Genomic DNA, 19634 nt, shown 5'->3' with positions numbered 1-19634 from the left:
ACCATGTACGGGTCCATTATTTTGATTTTATACTTTGTGTAGAGTAGGGCCGTAGGCGCTACAATCTATCCAAGGTGTTTTTGTGTGATTTGGAAGTCCTGAGCTTAGGAGGGCTTTACCTTTAGGGTTGATACAGGGAGAAGCAACCTTCTTATTGGGATGTAGCTTGTAAATAACATGACCAAGAATTGGACGTACATACGAATTCAGTTATTTGAATTACTTACGGTCGTTAAAAAACAATATAGCTACCTATGAAAAAAATAGTCTTGCCCACCGACTTTTCAGAAAATGCATGGAATGCCATTTCCTATGCCTTGCAGTTTTTTAAAAATGAAAAGTGCACCTTGTATATTTTACATGTTTATACACCTGCTTTTTATAGAATCGATTATCTCATAGGAGGGCCAGATTTTACCGCTATCCCCGATTCGGGAGTAGATGATTCCGTGGCCAGATTGGAGAAAATCCTGAAGGACATTAAAAGACATCACCCCAATCCCAATCATCGGTTTAAAACGGTCTCGGCCTTTAACACCTTGACCGATGAAATTATGGAGCTGTGCCAGAGCGAAGGAGTCGACCTTATTGTTATGGGGACCCAAGGTGCTTCGGGGGTCAAAGAAATATTTCTAGGCACCAATAGTGTACAGGTCATTCGCAAGGCCAAGATACCGGTATTGTTGGTGCCCGCTTACTATGATTTTGAAAAAATCGGCTCTATCTTATTTCCCTCAGATTATTTAACCCATTACAAGAAAGACGAATTACAATTCATCATAGACCTAAGCCTTATGCATAAAGCAACCCTTATTGTCATGCATGTCTTGGAAGCTAAAAGCTTAACCCCTGTTCAACAAAAAAACAAAGAGTATCTGCAAGCAGATTTGGCAGCAGTAAAGCCACAGTTTAAAGAAATGGAAGGCCATAACATGCCCAATGCCGTTCAAGAATATATAGACCTGTATCAGTTAGACCTTTTGGTGATGATGAATCGGTCGCATACGTTTTTAGAAAAATTGCTGGTAAAACAAAATGTAGATGCCATCGGACTCTATACCAAAGTGCCCTTTTTGGTCCTGAGAGATACCGCTAAGATGGGGTAAAGGGCAAGGCGCCAAACTGGTCATTGAAAAGATACAAAAGGTAATGCACCAAAGTAAAGGCGCTACTTTATTAGGTCCAATAAGATTGGTCTGTAGATTCGTTCGGTTCCCCCGAACGTGTGTAAGTAACCATAGGATATCCTATTCTATATAGTTCTAGTTTGGCCTGTTCAAAAGCAAAGCTGTTCTTATAACGGAAAAATAATTTCCCTCCCAACACATCAACATCAACAACTCTTATGTCGAGTATTCTATTGAGGTTTCGGATAATCTTAAGTCTATCCGCATCGGTTTTAAGATGCTGTATTTTGGCAACAGCCCACATGTCGTTTTTTTTAGGTATATGGTAAAATTATCACCTTAAAAAGAAAGTTGAAATGACCACAATCATTTAAGGGAGTCAGTATCTAGAGTATCTTTATGGGTATAAAATTTTTAAGAACAACATTGCCTACTTTTTGGTGTCATACAGTGGCATTGAGTAAAACAGCCTATAAAAAAAGACAACCAAACACAGTGATGGGGCGTACATGTAAATTGGCCCTATCACCTACTAAGATAGTGTAGTTTTATAAGAAGGAGGGGGATAGAAAAGTAAAATGGATTTGGCATTTTCTCGGTTTCCAGAAGCATACTCCTCGTACTATAAACAACAAATAATCCGTAAAATATACTGATGTGAAACAGCTATTGATACCTACAGATTTTTCTGAGAATGCATGGCAGGCCATGGAATATGGAATGGAATTGTTTAAAAATACCAAATGTGTATTTCATATCCTTCATATCGATTCTGTCATGGAAATTATGGAAGATGATGAAGAGGTATTTACGACAGCCGGACTCATGGAAGATATCGCTATCAAAGAAAGTATGTCGCAAATGCAGCTGGTACTACAACGTATCAAGAGACTCCCTCCCAACGCTAACCACAGTTTTGTAACCAACGTGGTATATGCTTTTTTAGTAGAATCTATTAGGAAGGAAATTGTGGACAAAAAAATAGACCTAATCATTATGGGCACCAAGGGCGGGAGCGGCTTAAGGAAGTTCACCCTGGGGAGTAATACCGGAGATGTCATGACAAAGGTAAAATGCCCCTTGTTGATAGTGCCAAAGAATGCACGCTATATAAAGCCCATAGAAATCGCCTTCGCTACGGATTTCCGTGTCAACTACAGTATAAACGTCCTAGATGCCTTAACGAAAATGGTTCATATGAATAAGGCCACACTCAGAATTGTCTATGTTTTTGGGAAGCAAGAAGCCCTGTCCGATCAACAGAATGAAAATAAGGAGATTTTACACGATTATTTAAAAGAAATACCCCATAGTTTTCAGGCAATTCAAGGAAAGAATATAGAAACCAGCCTGCAGGAGTATGTAAAAAGCCATGGAATAAATATGATCGCTATGGTGGCTAAAAATCTTAATTTTTTACAACGAATCCTCTTTAGGCCAACGGTAAAAGAAATCAGTTACCATACCCATATTCCCTTTCTGGTCCTACACGAATAAATGATCCTTTTGTTTTGGGCGTTCCCCTACGGGTCGCTCTTTCCGCTGTATCTTTTTTTGCCGGCCCGGCCGCCCAAAAAAGGATGCCGCTGCAATCCCTAACGCGGGATTCAATTAACAGTAAACAATTAGAGAAAAGAAAAGAGAGAAGAGAAAAGAGAGTAATCAGTAAACAGAAAAAAGAACTACGGATTCGTTTTATGGAATTCTATAGTATTTCATGAAACTGATTGCTAGTTACATCATCCCCACATCCCCCTTACTCCCCCTTCTAAAGGGGGAATCCATATGATTTAACTTTAGGGACTAGTTTTTAAGCCATCGCAGCTAAAAAGAGTAATCAGTACCTCCCCATCTAAACCGAGGGACTAACGGCCAGTATGACTTTTTGCTACAATAAAAGATACTATTTCTCTCAATTGGTTAAAATCAAAAGCCCCCGGCCTATTTTAATTTTCGTTTAGGACCGAACGAAAAATGCAACGACTTGCATTTACTGCGAGGAGCCAGCCGGCGCGTTGGCCTTGGATGCATATGTACTACGGCTAAATCATGTACATTTTGTCATTATTATTATTAATAAAACCTATGACAGGATTGATGGGAGAAATGCCAAAAGATCCGACAGATTTCCACGGTAGAGACGCCCAAATTGGGCGTCTCTACGAACGAATCCGTTGATAAGGTCAACTCCGATAATTCCCCTATTCATCCCGATCCCATTAATAGGTTGACAGGCTAATGATATATCGCCCCGATAGGGGGCAGATTATGTGTAATTGTTACGCTTTCTATTAATATTCCGCCCCGCTGGGGCTAGGATTGTTCTGAAATGAACCCCTATTAATATGTCGCTCTTTCGGAGCTTGTGCCATCCATTTTTAATTTGACGTCCCTACGCGGTTTAATTTATCGTTACAGGGCAACATTGACTCATTAAAAGACCATCAGCTCCTCAGTTACCTCAATCCCAATTAGTACATTGTTACATTACCTCATTGTTACATTGATTTAATTTTCAAATTCCCTAATTTCAAATTATTTCAATTCTACATTAAATGGCCATAAGCCTCTCAGTTACCTCAATCCCAATTAACCAATTGTTACATTTTCACATTGACTAATTGTTACATTAATTCCATTTTCAAATTTCCACCTTGCTGCACTGATAATTGTCATGGTATTTTATTGCAATAGTTGTTAGTTTTAGTTCTATAAAAAAAACTAATCATGGACAAGAGAATTTTAATACCCACAGATTTTTCTAAAAATGCCTTGAATGCCATTCGGTATGCCTTGGATCTGTATAAAAATAAAAATTGTGAGTTTTATTTTCTGAACACTTTCCATTCCGATGTTTTTTCTTTGGACAATAAGATGATGGTGCCCGAACCTGGGGAGCCCTCCTATGAGGCCGCCAAGAAAAAATCTGCCGATGGTTTAAAAAAACTATTGACTATAGTGGGACTACATGTCGTAAACCCAAAGCATCAATTTCATACCATATCGACCTTTAATTCCCTTATAGAAGCGATCAGGGAGGTCATAGGTAAGAAAGATATCGAATTAGTGATCATGGGGACCAAGGGGGCTACAGCCTCTAGGTCGGTTGTTTTTGGGACCAATACCGTCCAAGTGATGGAGAAAATATCCGAATGCCCCGTCTTGGCCGTTCCAGACGACTTTTTATTTGGACCCCCTAGAGAAATAGTATTTCCTACAGATTATAAAACTGTTTACAAACGCCGCGAAATGGTACATCTACTAGAACTGGCGCAAATGTATAAAACCCCTATTCGGGTGCTCCATATAGAGGAAGAAGAGCATCTGACCTTTGCGCAAGAAAATAATAAGGAGTTGTTGGAGGCAATCTTAGCGGGTACGGAATACAGTGAACACGTTTTAACAGGGACCAAGGTAAAAGAAGGGATTTATTCCTTTATTGAAAGTAGGGGGTCCGATATGATAGCCTTTATCAATAAAAGACACCGGTTTTTTGGGATGTTATTTTCCCACCCCTTGGTAAAGGAAATTGGAAACGACTCCCAAATCCCTGTCCTGGTCCTAAATGATAAATCTTAATATATAAAGTATGAAATGAGCAGCACCGAAAGCTAGTCGCAAATAGGAATATAGATATGCGAATTACATATGACCATTAATAAAAACAATAAATAAAACACTTATGAAAAATGTAGGAGTCTGGATCGATAAACAAAAAGCACATATTGTAACCCTCTCCCAAGATGGGGAAACCTTTACTACCCTGTTCTCGGAGGTAGAGGACTTTCACCCCTCGGGCGGATCACGGTCCAAAACCAGATGGGGGCCACAAGATGTGGTGCAGGACAGTAAGTACCTGGAACGCGAAAAACACCAATTAAAAAACTACTTCGGCAACTTGGCCAAGGCCATAGAAGATGCCGATGCCGTAGCTATTTTTGGACCCGCAGATACCAATGAAAAATTTAATGCGGAGGTGTTAGAAAACCATAAGGCACTGGGAAAAAAAATAAAAACCGTGGCCAAGGCAGATAGTATGACAGAAAACCAAGTAAAAGCATGGGTAAAAGATTTTTTTAAAAAATAGTAGTACATGCAGGACCTCCTAACTATGTACACCACTATTATGGAAAAGGGGGTGTGGGCCGGCTGTGATAATGATTCGGGGCGCATCGTGAAAATCAGAAATGCCTTTGTTTTTAAGGGAGCTATAAAAATCACTCAATGGATTTTCCTTTATCTGGGACAAGCTCAATATTCTTTTTGCCTATGGCTCCGACCTGCTCGTGGCCAATACAATTGGCATGGAAAGACCTAAGAAAGTTTTGGCCGACTATAGGAAAGGCATAAAATTGAAACAGGAAGAAATGGTAATGAGTTACTATATCGAAAAGGCGACCTTAGATAGATTCTACTATTGCAGTGCGACTCACAGCTAATTGGATTTCTCTGAACCTAGGGTATATAAACGATTATAAGCTCAGCTGAAAGTCCAGGATCAATTGTTCGTGACCATAGAAAGGGCCATCATCCAAATAAAGGGTAAAGTACACTTGGCTTCGGCAACCCTTCAATTATTGAAAATCCAGGAAATGGATATAAAAATAAATTCAAAAAGATGCTGAAAGAAACGAATATAAAAGTGATTACTGCTTCCGGGGAAAAAGCTAGTTTTTCATTGGAGAACTTACATAATTCTTTAAAAAACAGTGGTGCCGATGAAGCCTTGATCAACCAGATAGTAGACCGCGTTTTTGATGAGTTGTACGAGGGCATTACCACGGCCGAAATTTACAATAGGGCATTCGCCATTTTAAAGAGCAAAGAATCGGTCTTCGCTTCCCGTTATAAACTAAAAAAAGCAATATACGAATTGGGGCCTACCGGTTTTCCTTTCGAACGATTCGTGGGCGATATCTTAAAATATTCGGGCTATACGGTGACCATAGGGTCTATCATGCAAGGGGTTTGTGTAACCCATGAAATAGATGTGCTTGCCGAAAAAAACGGGGAACTCAACCTAATCGAATGCAAGTTTCACGGACAAGAAGGGCGGAATTGCAATGTGAAGATTCCACTTTATATCCAGTCGCGCTTCCTAGATGTCAAAGGACATTGGAAAACTAAAAAAGAATCCCATAAGCCTTTAAAAATGGGCTGGGTGGTGACCAATACCCGATTTACGGAAGATGCTATCAGCTACGGGAAATGTGTCGGACTCTATTTATTGAGTTGGGATTATCCCAAGGGCGATGGTTTAAAAGATAGGATAGACCGTCTTGGACTGTACCCCATCACCGTATCGACCCTGCTCTCGAATAGGGAAAAGCAATTTTTGCTCAGTCGCGATTTGGTGCTATGCCGACAACTGATGGAGGATAAGTTTCTGTTAGACCATCTTGGGGTTTCCGTTGCAAGGAAGAAAAAAATCCTAAAAGAAGTACAGCTGCTCTGTGGAAAATGCTAAAAGGCAGTTTTTTGAAAAGAATAAACAATAAAAAATGGAAAAAAGAGAGGACCGAGCGAAAAATGCAACGACTTGCATTTGCAGCGAGGGGCCATTTCAATGAACAATAAGCAGTAAACAATTATCAATGAGAAAATAGAGAATAGAAAAAAAAGAGGGCCGAAATGGAAATGCAACGACTTGCATTTGCAGCGAGGGGCCATTTCAATGAACAATAAGCAGTTAGTAATTATCAAAGAGAAAATAGAGAATAGAAAAAAGAGAGGGCCGAAATAGAAATGCAACGATTTGCATTTATAACGAGGAGCCATTTCAATTTACAATAAGCAGTTAACAATTATCAATTAAAAAATTGAGGAGTTGTCTTGTCATGAGGCTATACGTCCCTGATTAGCGCTGACTCATTCTATGTCTTAAAAGGGACTAATTCAATTAGCAATAGGACCGAATCCGTTGGATAGGTCAATTCCGATAATTCCACCATTAATTAATCAAAAAAAGGAATTAACCGCTAGTGCGAGGGTCACGCTCGTACCGGCAAGAGTAAGAAAATCGTCCTTAAAAAAGACGAAAGAACCATCTTGATGAGACTCCTTCGTCGTCCTGAAAGCGGACCCCTCGGAGAGACGACTTTGGAAGGGATGTCGCTGAAGTGAGCGGAGAAAATAAATCGTAAAACAACTTGTATACAGTTAGTTATGATGTTGTGAGGCCGTATTGTATAATAGAATCATCATAAGAAAATATTACGTCAGTTCGAGTGATTTTCCGTAGCATAGCAAGGAAAATAGTATCGAGAACCGGAATCTTGCAACACTAAGTTCATTTCTCCTTTAACCAATTTTCAAATTATTTCATTAAACAGTTATCGGCCTCTCAGTTACCTCAATCCCCATTAATACATTGTTACATTAACAAATTGCTACATTAAGAACCCTAAGCTACACAGTTAAGATCCAATCCAATTTTCAAATTCCCTAATTTTCAAATTCCCCAACCTAATTGTTACATTAAAAAGCTATCAGCCCCTCAGTTACCACAATCTCAATTGTTACATTAATCAATTGGTACATTTTCACATTGCTACATTAAATGGCTATCAGCCCCTCAGTTACCACAATCCCAATTGTTACATTGTTACATTGTTACATTGTTACATTGATTCATTGTTACATTGATTTAATTTCAAATTCCCCTAGCCTAATTGTTACATTAAAAGGCAATAAGCTCCTCAGTTACCACAATCCCCATTGGTACATGGCTACATTAACCAATTGCTACATTAATATCCGCTTCAAAACCAAAATATAAAGGTGTTTTTATAAATCAAATCGGATACTATAAATAAAATAGGTTGTTGAAAATCAATATTTTAAGATAAAGTTATGACTCTTTTCATTGGAAATAATGATTCAAGGCCTTAATTTTATAGGTATAACCTTAAGCACAGCTCGTCATGGAAAACGGTCCAACTACTTCCGACTACAACGAAATACTAGAGGCTTGGCACTGGGATTTACAACAATGGAAATCCAAGCTTCAGGCTATGGAAGAAGAGGTTGTTTTTTTGGACAGATTACTGCATTCCAACGTATTTGTGCGCAATACACCTACACACTACGAAAAAATTTACGGCTTTCTAAAACAATTAAAAAAGGTAAGTTCTTATAAAACAAGGGTTAGAAGCGGAATTTCGCGATACGAAAATAAAATAGGCAATATCATATCAACCTCCTGCGATAAGATAGGCTTGCGGTATTATCAAAAACACGATCGCTTAAAAGCCGAAATTACCATGTGTTTAGAAGACTTTCGACTCTTAAAATACGAGGTGCTGCTCTATACCGGAAAGGTGTTTAAAAACCCCTAGGCAACTGCTGCCCCGTACTAAATAATTCCATACCTGATATATATCATTTTTTTCCCCCTAGGGCTATCTTAAATTGTATGGCATTAATAAGTAACACTTATATCCTAAGGGACCATGAAATGAGCATAACCTAAAACGGGTCCCAAATATTAAAGGAGAAATACGTATTACCTATGACCGGTAAAAATCAATAAAAATATTCAGATGAAAAAAAAGTATACATATCTGGAATGGTTAAGTCCAGAAGAAATGCACGAGGCCTCTTTGCTATGGTTTTCTGAATTGAATTTCGCCAGGGACGAACAGTTGTTTCTAAACAATTTGGTCAACTCTTATACTGTACAACTTACCGAGAAAGATGTTTTTGCAGAAAGCAAAGAGATCGTGACGGCGCTTTTACATAAAGAAAAGGAGATTGTAGGGCTTATGAAAAGGGTACAGGCCCATGAAAACCAGTTAGAAATAATGGTAGACGATGTCGATCAGTTTAAAATGGAAAAAGCCTATATAGAAACCCATAGGGAACTCATTCATGCCATAGACGAGTATATGTGCCAGTACAGGCCCGTGAAGGAACGGTTGTTTAAACTAGTCTCCAAAATATTAAAAAAAGGAAAACAAAAACGGCTGTTAAATTAACTCCCCCTTTATACGCATGCTATAGTAATCTTCATTGACCTCTTGTGCCTAAAATGAACGCATGAAAAGAGCATGACCGAAAACTGCTGCCATATATGAACGAGGATATGCGAAGTACCTATGACCGTTAACAACAATAAATATCTGCCTATGAGAAAGATATTGCTGCTATGCTTATTATCCCTTATGGGCTGTGCCAATATTCAATTAGAGAGTAATTGGAAAAACCCCGATCACGTCATATTTACCGCCTATAAGGTGCTTATTGTTGGAATGACCAACGATGAAGAAGCAAGGATAGCCTATGAAACAAAGATGCAGCGCGAATTTACCAAAAGGGATATTGAAGCCATGCGGAGTATAGATTTGTTCGATGTAGATTTTACCTCCGGCCAACGAAATGAAGATGAGCTCTCCCAAGTAGAACAACAGTTATTGGACAAGGATTTTGATGCTATTTTATTTACCAAGGTCGTCAGTGCTGAAGACAAGAAGCGGTTTGGCGAGAAGCTGGCCGAATTGGACGATTTTTATGGAACCTTTCGAGACGACTATATGCAACACCAAGATATTTTTTATAAGGGCAAAAGGGGGGAGGAGCTTACCCTATACCATACGGAAACCTCCCTCTACTGTATTTGTGTAGATAAGGAACGCGAATTGATTTGGCGGGGCGTCATTGAAATTACGGAGCCTTTAGATTTAAAAAAAACAATAGACAGTTACGTCAAACTGGTGGTGCAAACCATGGAAGAACAGGATTTAATTTTTAGAAAAAAACAAAAGGAATGAAAGTACTGGTCTATAGCTCAAAGAAGTTTGAATTGCCCTATTTAGAAAAAGCAAATAAAGGAGGGCATACCGTCACCTATACCCAAGAAGCTTTAGATAGCAATACCGCAATCAAAGCAGTGGGCCATGAGGCTATCGCTATCTTTTCTGGGGACGATGCTTCTTTATTGGTATTGGAAAAGCTGAGGGATTTAGGGGTGAAATACATCGCTACCAGGTCTACCGGGCACAACAATATTCATGTAAAGTCGGCCAAGCGCTTAGGCTTAAAGGTTGCCAATGCCCCCGGTTATGCCCCACATGCCATTGCCGAACACGCGGTAGGGCTGCTTTTGGCGCTCAATAGAAAAATAATCTTGGCCAATACCCAGGTACAGCAGTATAATTTCCTTCAGGACAATCTGATGGGATTTAACCTTCATCAGAAAAAGGTGGGGATTGTAGGTACCGGAAATATAGGCGCGGTAATGGCAAAAATTATGCATGGTTTTGGGTGCTCTATCCTGGCCCATGATCCTATCCACAATCCCTATTTGGCAAACCAATATGATTTACATTATGTGTCCATGGAAGAACTCTGCTCCCAATCGGACATCATCAGCTTGCATGTACCCTTGGTATACGAAACCCATTATTTAATAAACGCCCGCTTGTTGGCGATGATGAAAAAAAAGGTGGTATTGATCAATACGGCTAGGGGAGCAGTAGTAGATACCAAAGCTCTGATCGATGCCTTGGAAAATGGACAAATTGGCGGCTATGCAACAGATGTTTATGAAAAGGAAAAAGGAGTGTTCTTTAAAGATCATTCCAAGGGGGGCATTAAAGATGAGCAATTGAAAAAACTACTCTCTTTTCCCAATGTGCTGCTGACGCCACACCAGGCCTTTATTACTAGCGAAGCCCTGGAAAACATAGCCAAAACTACTTTTTACAATATTGATTGTTGGGAACTGGGAGTTAAAAGTGATAACGAATTAGGCTATGAAAGTAGTATGTAATGCTGGTTTCAGTAGACAATTATCAATTGGGAAAAAAGAGCAGAGAGAAGAGAGACAAGAGAGGGCCGAGGTGGAAATGCAACGATTTGCATTTGTAGTGAGGAGCCAATTCAATTTACAATAAACAGTTAAAATAGGAGAAAAGAAAAGAGAGACAAGAAAAAAAGAGAGGACCGAGCGAAAAATGCAACGATTTGCATTTGGAGAGAAGGGGCCATTTCAATTTACAATAAACAATTAAAAAATTGAGAAGTTTTCTTGTCATGAGGCCATACGTCCCTGATTAGCGCTGACTCATTCTATGTCTTAAAAGGGACTAATTCAATTAGCAATAGGATCGAACCCGTTGGTTAGGTCAATCCCGAGAATTCCACCATTAATTAACCAAAAAAGGAATTGACCGCTAGTGCGAGCGTCACGCTCGTACCGGCAAGAGTAAGAAAACCGTCCTTAAAAAACAAAAGAACCATAATCATGAGACTCCTTCGTCGTCCTGAAAAAGGACTCCTTCGTCGTCCTGAAAAAGGACTCCTAGGAGAGACGACTTTGGAAGGGATGCCGTCGAAGTGAGTGGAAAAACAAATCTAAAAACAACTTGTATACAGTTAGTTATGATGTTGTGAGGCCGTGTTGTATATTATCATCATCATAAGAAAAAACTACGTCAGTTCGAGTGATTTTCCGTAGTATAGCAAGGAAAATAGTATCGAGAACCGGATTCTTGCAACACTAAGTTCATTTCTCCTATAATCAATTTTCAAATTCCCTAATTTTCAAATTATTTCATTGCTACATTAACCCATTGCTACATTAATTAATTAATTAACTAATTAACTAATTAACTAATTGTTACATTAAAAAACTAAACCGGATCTAAAAACAGCTCAATAGCATTCACCACAACACTGAAAGATTCCATTTCTACCGGTTTGGTAAGATAGCAGTCGGCCTGATGGTAGTAAGACAAATCAATATCGCTCTGGGAAGAGGAGGTGGTTAGAATAATAACAGGGATATGCATTGTTTTCTCATCCGATTTAATCGCCTGGAGTACCTCATACCCATTTTTTATAGGCAGGTTAATATCCAGTAAAATCAGATCGGGTAGGGGGGTGCTGCGGTATTTTCCCCTTTGAAAAACGAAATCCAGGGCCTCCAAACCATTTTTAACAACACTTAATTTTTTAATTGGTTTCACCTCCTCCAACGCTTCTTTCGTCAATAGGATGTCTCCTTCATTGTCTTCGACCAGTAAAATATGTCCGTTATTCATCATGTATATAAGAGGTGATTTTCGAAATTAATTTAAGTTATTTTTTAATACCAACTTATATTATTGGTGCTTTTTTATGGTAAAATAAAAAGTAGTCCCCTTTCCTCTTTCGGAATGCAACCATATTTTTCCCCCAAGGTTTTCTACAATTTTCTTTACGATCGCTAGTCCCATCCCAGTTCCAGAATATTCTTCTTCGTGGTGTAGTCTTTGAAAGATCACAAAAATTTTCTCAAAAAACTTACCCTCTATACCTATACCATTGTCCTGAACAGAAAATTGCCAATGCGTATCCTGGTCCTCCACGCCAATATGAATCCTTGGCGCTTGTTGCACATCCGTATATTTTAAGGCGTTGTCCAATAAATTATGAAATGCCTGTATCAAGGGCGCCTTAAAATTTGTCACTATAGGCAAAGGGTCATAGGTGATTTGGGCCGATTTTTCTACGATTAATTTTCGCCTTAAGACCTTAAAATCTTCTATAAGCACGTTCAGGTCAATAGCCTCCTTTTCATCCTCATGCCTGCCAACCCTGGAAAAATCTAACAGGTCCAAAATAATTTGGCGCATGCGCTTGGCCCCGTCTACGGCAAAGTAAATATACTGATGGGCCTTGGCATCTAATTGATCCTTATATTTTTTTTCCAATTGCGACAAAAAGCTGGTCACCATCCGCAGGGGTTCCTGTAGGTCATGGGAAGCGATATAGGCAAACTGCTCTAATTCGGCATTGGACACTTCTAGATCCTTGGCGTGTTTCTCCAAGCTTTCATTTAAGCTTTTAAGCGATTTTTCATAGGTTTTACGATAGCTAATGTCGGCCATGGCACCTACCACTCGGGTGGGCTGACCGTTTTTATCACGGATAATCATGCCCATGTCTAGGACCTCTGCATAACTTTGGTCGGCTTTTAGAAAGCGGTATTCTGCCTGCCAATATTGTTTGCTATGGTCTTCTATACAGCGGGACAGCCCTGCCATTACCCGTGCTACATCCTCGGGATGTACCATCGACTTCCAAAATTCTAAGGTTCCCTGCTTTGCTGGCGGGGTGTGACCAAAGAGCCGTTTAAAACCAAACCCACGGTAGGTACGGTCCTTTACAATATCCCAGTCCCAGATGGCATCTTGGGTGGCTTGGGTAACTTTTTCAAATCGTTCCTTACTCTGCCTTAATTCTGCTTCAATTTTCTTGCGACGGCTAACGTCCTTTATAAAAAGAGATAAACCTTGTTCGGAGGGGTACACACTTACATCGAACCATTTGTCCAAGGTGGGAAAATGTTCCTGGAAGCTGAGCGATTGCCCTGTTTCCATCGCTTGTTGGTATTTCGGGAAAATTTCGGCTTCGGTAATGTTTCGGTATAAGGTCCATAAATCCTTGCCTATGGTCTGGCTCCGATCCATTTCTAGTAGTTCTTCGGCTTTTTTGTTCCAATAGGTAACGGTCCATTGCCTATCTACAGAAATAAAAGCATCCCCAATACTCTTTAATATTTCATCCTTTTCTTTAAAGGCAGTATTCAGGGCTACTAAGGCAGTTTTAAGTTTGTGAATATGCTGAATGCTACCACTGATTCTGATGCACTTTTCTCCTTCAAATTCCGCTTTTCCCATCAGGCGTACCCACTGCTCCTTGCCATTTGCCGTGAGCATTAGGATCTCCTCATCAAAGGCTTTTCTTCTGTGAATGGCATTCCAAATTAATGACAATAGCTGTCGCTTAGCGGAATTGCTTTTTAAAAATAGTAGGCTGGCAGCGGGAGAAGGGGGATAGTCTATCCCTACTTCAGAAATCTCCTTGGTAATATTGGACCAATACATTTTTTGATGTACTAGGTCCCATTCCCAACTACCTATTCCGGCCAAGGTATTGGCTTTGTCCAAGCGTTGTTGCAGTTCCTTGTTTTCGGTCACATCCTTGCCAATACAATAAAAAAGGCCTTCTTCTGGCGCTTGGGTGGCTGTCCAGCTAATCCATTTAACGCTTCCATTTTTGGTGATATATCGATTCTCTGAATTCGATAGCAGTCGTCCTTGTTGTAGGCTTTCCATTTGCCTCTTTGCAAGGGAATGATCGTCGGGGTGTATAAACTCCCAAAAAGGCCTGTTAAGAAGCTCAACTTCCGAATACCCGAGCAGGCGTACCGCAGCCGGATTCACTTTCTTAAAATAGCCGTCCTCACCCACCACGGCAATTATATCTGGGGCAAAATTAAAGATCTGGTCAAGTTCTATTTCCAGTCGTTTTCGCTGTATTTCGGCCCCTAAATGGGATTCCAATGCTTTAAAAAGCTGCCCGTAAAACCTTTGGTTGTAGGCAACCTTAACCGATCCCAATACCAAAACCCCAATACATTGGTTGTTCTGTAGCAACGGAAGGCCCATGACCGTATCGATACCCGATTTTTCAGCGGCCGTTCTTCTTATAAACGCCACTTTGGTATCTATTTTGTCCCATACCTCCAGGGCGCTATTTTTCCATACCGTTCCCGGCAGTCCTATTCCATATTCAAAACTATTGATACTGCTGCTATTTTCATAAAAACGAGCTCCGGCTTCCTTATCGGCAAATTTTGCCGCCATGGATAATTGGGAATTGGCCGAATTGGGCAGCCATATTTCACCAAGGTTAAAATTTGTAATGTCAACCAAATGCTTTAGGACCTCTTCCAAACAATACTTTAAGGAGTCTTTTTTTTGAAAAAACATGCTGATGCTGGCCAATAGTTTTTTCTGGAATTCCAGATTTTTCTGGTCACTCATATCGCGTAAGATGGTAATCCAGTGGGTATAGCGGCCGTTTTCATTGGCAACCGGACTCAAGGATATATTGCCCCAAAATTCTTCCCCGTTTTTTTTATAGTTAAGGAGGGTAGTTTCATAGGCATCCCATTGCTGTATGGCATTGCTTAGGTTTTTTAAGGCTGTAGAGGCTGTTTTAGGGCCATATAAAAAGTGAGGCGATTTGCCTAGAATCTCCTTGGCGGTATAGCCGGTCAGTTCGGTAAATGCCCTGTTCACGTAGGTGATGCAAGGGGCAGTATCCTTTGAAGAAGACGCTTCGGTAATGATTACGGCATCTTTGGTATTGGTTACGATGGACTCTAACAACCGCAATGGCTGTTCCTCCTTTTTGTCAAGCTGCAAATGCCTTGTAGTCTGATTCGCAAGCGCGTGTAGCGCTGCTAGCTGACTATCATCTAATACTTTAGCATGGTAATCGCGAATGCACAATACCCCTAATAATTGGTTTTGTGGACTCTCCAAGGGTAGTAGTGTGTAAAATTTATAGTCTAATAGTTGGGGCTCCGTGGTCTTGGAGGCATATCGATAGTCCGTGCTAAGGTCTTCTATGAACAGTGGTGCGGCCGGATTTTCGAGGAGATGGGCGCATAGTAATTTTTCTAAAGAGTGAAGGGGGGTGGGCGTCCATTGGGGGGCGCTAAATTGTTGCAGGTGAATATCGACCACGGTAATTAAGTCCGGCGGGGTATTGCAGATAAAGGATGCCAAGCGTTGTACATCTTCAAAAGCCCGATGGGAAAGGAGATCTACAATAGAGGAGGTGGAGTTGTTTTTTGCCTGGGGGGTATGCATTGATTAGTTTGGTTTTTTGGGGTAGCAGAGCGAACAGTAGGTTGGTTTAAAAGTATAAAGTTAAGATTAAGGCCCGTTAAATCATAGTAATCTTTGTTTTTTTCAGATTTAAGGGGCCAATTGTAAAAGCTGTTACAAGAAGATGCTAGGAAAGAAGAAATTGGAGAGAAAAGGAGCCATTAGGAAGGCAAGGGCACAAAATATACAAAAGGATTTGGAAGGTTTTCTATGGGTAAAAAGACAAAAGACTTAAGGTCAATAATTTAAGGAAAATAGCATAAGGAACGATCATTAAAAGCCACTGCATTATATCGATTAAATTAGTTAATTACCTAAACTAATTGTTAATTCGTTATTAAATAATGCTTAGATGGCCAATGGTAGTAGCATAGTATACATGCCAAAGTCCAGTTGTAAACAATTATTAAATATTCCCCCAATGAACCACAAAAATGTTTTAGTTGTAGAGAACAGTATTTTAGATGCTATTCTGATCAAAGAAGCCTTTAATCACAAGGGCATTCCGTGTAATGTACATTTAGCACAAAGCGGAAAGGAGGCCATGGAATTTTTTAAGGAGCAGGGCCTAACCCTTTTTTCCAATTCACTGGACTTGGTCCTTATCAATGAAGAATTAATACAGCTGGGCGAAGTAGATTTAATAGCGTCAATTAAGGAGAAAGCCGCTACAATGGTCCCTATTATAGTATTGACGGATACTAAAGACCAATCACAGCAGTCCCAAGTGCCAGGGGCCAATAGCTACTTGGCAAAACCCTTAGAGGTCACAGACTTTGTCAATATGATCAATAAGGTCAAGAATTATTGGCTAGAGGTAGCGTGTTAAAAAGCCGTGGCTGGTAGGAACCCTATTCAAAAGAACATCCCTTAAAAGAATATTTGTCAGGAGGGCGTTCCCCTATCGGGTCGCTCTTTCCGCTGTATCTTTTTTTGCCGGTCGATGCCGCCCAAAAAAGGATGCCGCTGCAATAGCTAACGCGGAATTCAGTGAATAATTAACAATTGGAAACAAGAAAAGAGAAATAAGAGAAGAGAAAAAAGAGGGGCCAGCCGGCGCGGTGGCCTCAGCTGCAGTCATTTTCAATTAACAGTTGGCAGTTAAAATAGGATAACAGAAAAAAGAGAAAAGAAAAGAGAGGGCCGAGATGGAAATGCAACGACTTCAATTTGAAGAAAAAATCCGATTCCCCCTTATTTCAATCAATTTTTAGCAATGCCATAAGCTCGCTTAGTTGCCAAGGACTATCATTGAAAGGTCTTTGCGAGCGAAACCCAGTGTAGCGCGGTAATCTGTTGAATTGGAACACGCAAGAAGCAGATTGCCACGTCGTTCCTCCTCGCAATGACCAAAAAAAAGTAACCAGTAAACAGAAAAAACTAAAGATTCAGGTTATATGGAATTCTATAGTATTTCATGAAACAGATTGCTAGTTGCATCATCCCTACATCCCCCTTACTCCCCCTTCAAAAGGGGGAATTACCTGATTGAAATTTAAGGATAGATTAATTATTAAATAAACCATTATTCCTGACGAAAGAAGTTTTAAGCATCAATACCTAGCAGACTTCATCTCAATTGGTTAAAATCATAAGATTCCGGCCTATTTTAATTTTCGTTAAAAATCAAGTGCTTTTCACAGCGGGTGGAGAAAGCCGTCCGGCAGCCCATCTTCACCTTAGTGAAAGCGGCCTGGGCGGTGCGGCGATCTGTATTCATATAAAGTGGCTAATTAGCAACCTGGCCATCGCTACACCTGGCTCCTCCAAACAAAGGTACACAGTACCTTCGTTTATCGGCCCTAGTTCGTTTTTTCATCAATGGAAAAAATGAACAGAAAGCGGAATCTTTATGTTATCAAGAACTGTCCTTTAAAAGAAAAAAAAGAACTATGTGTCAACAATCCATTTGAAAAGAGATAACTGAAGCTCTATAATTTCCAAGGAAACAAATACCTAATTGAATAATTCCAACATTCCCCTTACTCCCCCTTGAAAGGGGGAATTAATTGGTTACAAAAAGAGACTTTACCGATCCTAAATTAAGAAAAATAACATAGCTAAAGAATCCCTCCAAAATCATAAAAATCCTATGGATCATAATCTTTAAGAGAAGCGTTAATTGAAGCTCTATAGTTATCAAGGAACCGACAACCTCATTGTATAATTCCAACATCCCCCTTACTCCCCCTTCAAAAGGGGGAATCCGCACGATATAACTTTAGGGACTAGTTTTGAAGCCAGCGCAGTAAAAGAAGTAGCCAGTAATCGGTAACCAGTGGTCCCTAAAAATTATAGTGATGATATTTACCTTCGTCTTGAAAGAGGTGTTCTGGGAAATGATTAAAAAAGTAATGGGGTAGCGGTAAACCATGACCATCACCTAATGACAAGCCACTTACCAATAAACGAGCTATGACAAATTTTCCGGATTTAATTAATATCATGAGTGCTCTAAAAACAAAGCAAGCGCAGCTAATTAACCTGATTCGCAACATAGTGTTTCAAAAGCTCCGAGAGCAGGAGCTGAGGAACGAGGCGACGCGGAGTTTTGAAACCGGTTTTTCGACCTCGGTGTCGAAAAAATGTATCGAATAAGGCGTCTTTTCTTTTGTTTCGTTTTCTTTGGACGAGCAAAGAAAATGAAAAGAAAACGTGAAGTTTGAGGCTTGAAGAACCGTCCTTAAAAAAGATAAAAGCCCCATGTACCTCCAATCCCTACCAGACCATAAAAACCTAGTAAATCATAATCCTTTAGAGAAGAGATAATTGAAATTCTATAATTTTCAAGGAACCGACAACCTAATTGAATAATTCCAACATCCCCCTTACTCCCCCTTGAAAGGGGGAATTAATTGGTTACAAAAAGAGACTTTACCGATCCTAAATTAAGAAAAATAACATAGCTAAACAATCCCTCCAAAATCATAAAAATCCTATGGATCATAATCTTTAAGAGAAGCGTTAATTGAAGCTCTATAGTTATCAAGGAACCGACAACCTAAAAGAATAATTCCAACATCCCCCTTACTTCCGAAACCCTCCTTTTAAGAATAGACCGGATTAGAAAATGCTTTTATCGTTAGTTACCTTAAGAGACATATAGCCAGAAGGCTCTCGATACAATTTTCCTCGTTGCACTCCAGAAAATCACTCGAGGTGACGTAGTATTGCTAGTTGTTACTATGATTCTATTTCCACATCTTACAAACACTTCAACATGCTATTACTTTTTTCATTGTATTAAAGGGGGAATCCGCACAGTTAAATTTTAAAACTCAAACAAAAGATCAAGATTTACTCGAAGAAGGTAGATTCGTTTGTCGTTTTAGAGGTTTTCTACTTTCATTAAAAGGTAGCTAACATCCAGAATGGTTAAAATCAAAAGAACCCGGCCTATTTTAATTTTCGTAAAAAATCAAGTGCTTTTCACAGCGGGTGGAGGAAGCCGTCCGGCAGCCCATCTTCACCTTAGTGAAAGCGGCCTGGGCGGTGCGGCGTGGAAAGTGCGTAGATTTTTAGAACATTAAAATCAGCCTAGCGTTTTTGGGTTCTTTTTTGGGCGATGCAAAAAAGAACAGAAAGCGGAATGTTTAGGCTATCAAGAACCGTCCTTAAAAAAGGAAAGCAACATTTTAAAAAGCTCAATCTATCCTAATGACTTTAATCAATTGTTTCATTAAAAGACTATCAGCCCCTCGGTTAAGATCCATCCCAATTTTCAAATTTTCAAAATTCCTAATTTTCAAATTCCTCCAACCCCATTGTTACATTAAATGACTAAGAGCCCCTCATTTACCACAATCCCAATTGATACATTAATCAATAGTTACATTAAAAACCT

At 39.7% G+C, this 19634-nt stretch carries 14 protein-coding genes; 11 read left to right on the top strand and 3 right to left on the bottom strand.

All coding sequences use genetic code 11. The features are described from left to right. Nucleotides 1–254 precede the first annotated feature (254 nt). Nucleotides 255–1106: a universal stress protein gene (locus HCG49_RS04145; RefSeq protein ID WP_168468298.1), complete on the top strand. Its 852-nt coding sequence runs from the start codon at nt 255–257 to the stop codon at nt 1104–1106. Nucleotides 1107–1176: 70 nt separating this feature from the next. Here HCG49_RS04145 and HCG49_RS04140 read toward each other — a convergent pair whose 3' ends face one another. Then, on the bottom strand, nt 1177–1431 hold the full coding sequence (locus tag HCG49_RS04140; RefSeq protein ID WP_168468297.1) for a hypothetical protein: 255 nt from the start codon (nt 1429–1431) through the stop codon (nt 1177–1179). Between the two features lie 353 nt (nt 1432–1784). Here HCG49_RS04140 and HCG49_RS04135 point away from each other — a divergent pair, with 353 nt between their 5' ends. The 9 genes from HCG49_RS04135 to HCG49_RS04095 all read left to right on the top strand — a co-directional run bounded on the left by HCG49_RS04135 (nt 1785) and on the right by HCG49_RS04095 (nt 10896). Then, complete coding sequence (locus HCG49_RS04135) at nt 1785–2624, top strand: universal stress protein (RefSeq protein WP_168468296.1); 840 nt, start codon at nt 1785–1787, stop codon at nt 2622–2624. A 1230-nt stretch (nt 2625–3854) separates the two neighbouring features. Further along, on the top strand, nt 3855–4706 hold the full coding sequence (locus HCG49_RS04130; protein WP_168468295.1) for a universal stress protein: 852 nt from the start codon (nt 3855–3857) through the stop codon (nt 4704–4706). Between the two features lie 103 nt (nt 4707–4809). Beyond that, entirely contained in the window at nt 4810–5214 is a 405-nt protein-coding gene (locus HCG49_RS04125) for a hypothetical protein (RefSeq protein WP_072765109.1), read from the top strand. 6 nt (nt 5215–5220) lie between these two features. Beyond that, nucleotides 5221–5445: a hypothetical protein gene (locus HCG49_RS04120; RefSeq protein WP_168468294.1), complete on the top strand. Its 225-nt coding sequence runs from the start codon at nt 5221–5223 to the stop codon at nt 5443–5445. A 300-nt stretch (nt 5446–5745) separates the two neighbouring features. Next, on the top strand, nt 5746–6594 hold the full coding sequence (locus tag HCG49_RS04115; RefSeq protein WP_168468293.1) for an ATPase: 849 nt from the start codon (nt 5746–5748) through the stop codon (nt 6592–6594). 1456 nt (nt 6595–8050) lie between these two features. Further along, nucleotides 8051–8464, top strand: a complete 414-nt coding sequence (locus HCG49_RS04110) for a hypothetical protein (protein WP_168468292.1) — start codon at nt 8051–8053, stop codon at nt 8462–8464. A 204-nt stretch (nt 8465–8668) separates the two neighbouring features. Next, nucleotides 8669–9103, top strand: a complete 435-nt coding sequence (locus HCG49_RS04105) for a hypothetical protein (protein ID WP_168468291.1) — start codon at nt 8669–8671, stop codon at nt 9101–9103. A 150-nt stretch (nt 9104–9253) separates the two neighbouring features. Next, the gene (locus HCG49_RS04100; protein WP_168468290.1) at nt 9254–9895 is read left to right on the top strand and encodes a hypothetical protein; all 642 of its coding nucleotides are present in this window, start codon (nt 9254–9256) and stop codon (nt 9893–9895) included. Next, entirely contained in the window at nt 9892–10896 is a 1005-nt protein-coding gene (locus HCG49_RS04095) for a 2-hydroxyacid dehydrogenase (RefSeq protein ID WP_168468289.1), read from the top strand. Before HCG49_RS04100 ends, HCG49_RS04095 begins: the two co-directional genes overlap by 4 nt. Nucleotides 10897–11758: 862 nt before the next feature. Here HCG49_RS04095 and HCG49_RS04090 read toward each other — a convergent pair. Both HCG49_RS04090 and HCG49_RS04085 read right to left on the bottom strand, forming a co-directional pair. Further along, a complete protein-coding gene (locus tag HCG49_RS04090) occupies nt 11759–12172 on the bottom strand; it encodes a response regulator (RefSeq protein WP_317167449.1) in 414 nt (137 codons plus the stop codon). Nucleotides 12173–12229: 57 nt separating this feature from the next. After that, nucleotides 12230–15772, bottom strand: coding sequence for a PAS domain S-box protein (locus HCG49_RS04085; protein ID WP_168468288.1), 3543 nt, complete (start codon nt 15770–15772; stop codon nt 12230–12232). Nucleotides 15773–16211: 439 nt separating this feature from the next. Between HCG49_RS04085 and HCG49_RS04080 the strand changes: the two genes are divergently transcribed. Beyond that, nucleotides 16212–16619, top strand: coding sequence for a response regulator (locus tag HCG49_RS04080; RefSeq protein WP_168468287.1), 408 nt, complete (start codon nt 16212–16214; stop codon nt 16617–16619). Nucleotides 16620–19634: the final 3015 nt, after the last annotated feature.

This window comes from Arenibacter sp. 6A1, assembly GCF_012272855.1.
In the GTDB taxonomy this organism is placed as follows: domain Bacteria; phylum Bacteroidota; class Bacteroidia; order Flavobacteriales; family Flavobacteriaceae; genus Arenibacter.
This window is presented reverse-complemented; position numbering and strand designations above follow the sequence as displayed.

Excerpts from the sequence above, each read along its gene's own strand:
- HCG49_RS04120 (WP_168468294.1), top strand. The coding sequence starts at position 5,221 with ATGCAGGACCTCCTAACTATGTACACCACTATTATGGAAAAGGGGGTG.
- HCG49_RS04090 (WP_317167449.1), bottom strand. The coding sequence starts at position 12,172 with ATGATGAATAACGGACATATTTTACTGGTCGAAGACAATGAAGGAGAC.
- HCG49_RS04100 (WP_168468290.1), top strand. The coding sequence starts at position 9,254 with ATGAGAAAGATATTGCTGCTATGCTTATTATCCCTTATGGGCTGTGCC.
- HCG49_RS04115 (WP_168468293.1), top strand. The coding sequence starts at position 5,746 with ATGCTGAAAGAAACGAATATAAAAGTGATTACTGCTTCCGGGGAAAAA.
- HCG49_RS04085 (WP_168468288.1), bottom strand. The coding sequence starts at position 15,772 with ATGCATACCCCCCAGGCAAAAAACAACTCCACCTCCTCTATTGTAGAT.
- HCG49_RS04130 (WP_168468295.1), top strand. The coding sequence starts at position 3,855 with ATGGACAAGAGAATTTTAATACCCACAGATTTTTCTAAAAATGCCTTG.
- HCG49_RS04080 (WP_168468287.1), top strand. The coding sequence starts at position 16,212 with ATGAACCACAAAAATGTTTTAGTTGTAGAGAACAGTATTTTAGATGCT.
- HCG49_RS04105 (WP_168468291.1), top strand. The coding sequence starts at position 8,669 with ATGAAAAAAAAGTATACATATCTGGAATGGTTAAGTCCAGAAGAAATG.
- HCG49_RS04095 (WP_168468289.1), top strand. The coding sequence starts at position 9,892 with ATGAAAGTACTGGTCTATAGCTCAAAGAAGTTTGAATTGCCCTATTTA.
- HCG49_RS04125 (WP_072765109.1), top strand. The coding sequence starts at position 4,810 with ATGAAAAATGTAGGAGTCTGGATCGATAAACAAAAAGCACATATTGTA.
- HCG49_RS04140 (WP_168468297.1), bottom strand. The coding sequence starts at position 1,431 with ATGTGGGCTGTTGCCAAAATACAGCATCTTAAAACCGATGCGGATAGA.
- HCG49_RS04110 (WP_168468292.1), top strand. The coding sequence starts at position 8,051 with ATGGAAAACGGTCCAACTACTTCCGACTACAACGAAATACTAGAGGCT.
- HCG49_RS04145 (WP_168468298.1), top strand. The coding sequence starts at position 255 with ATGAAAAAAATAGTCTTGCCCACCGACTTTTCAGAAAATGCATGGAAT.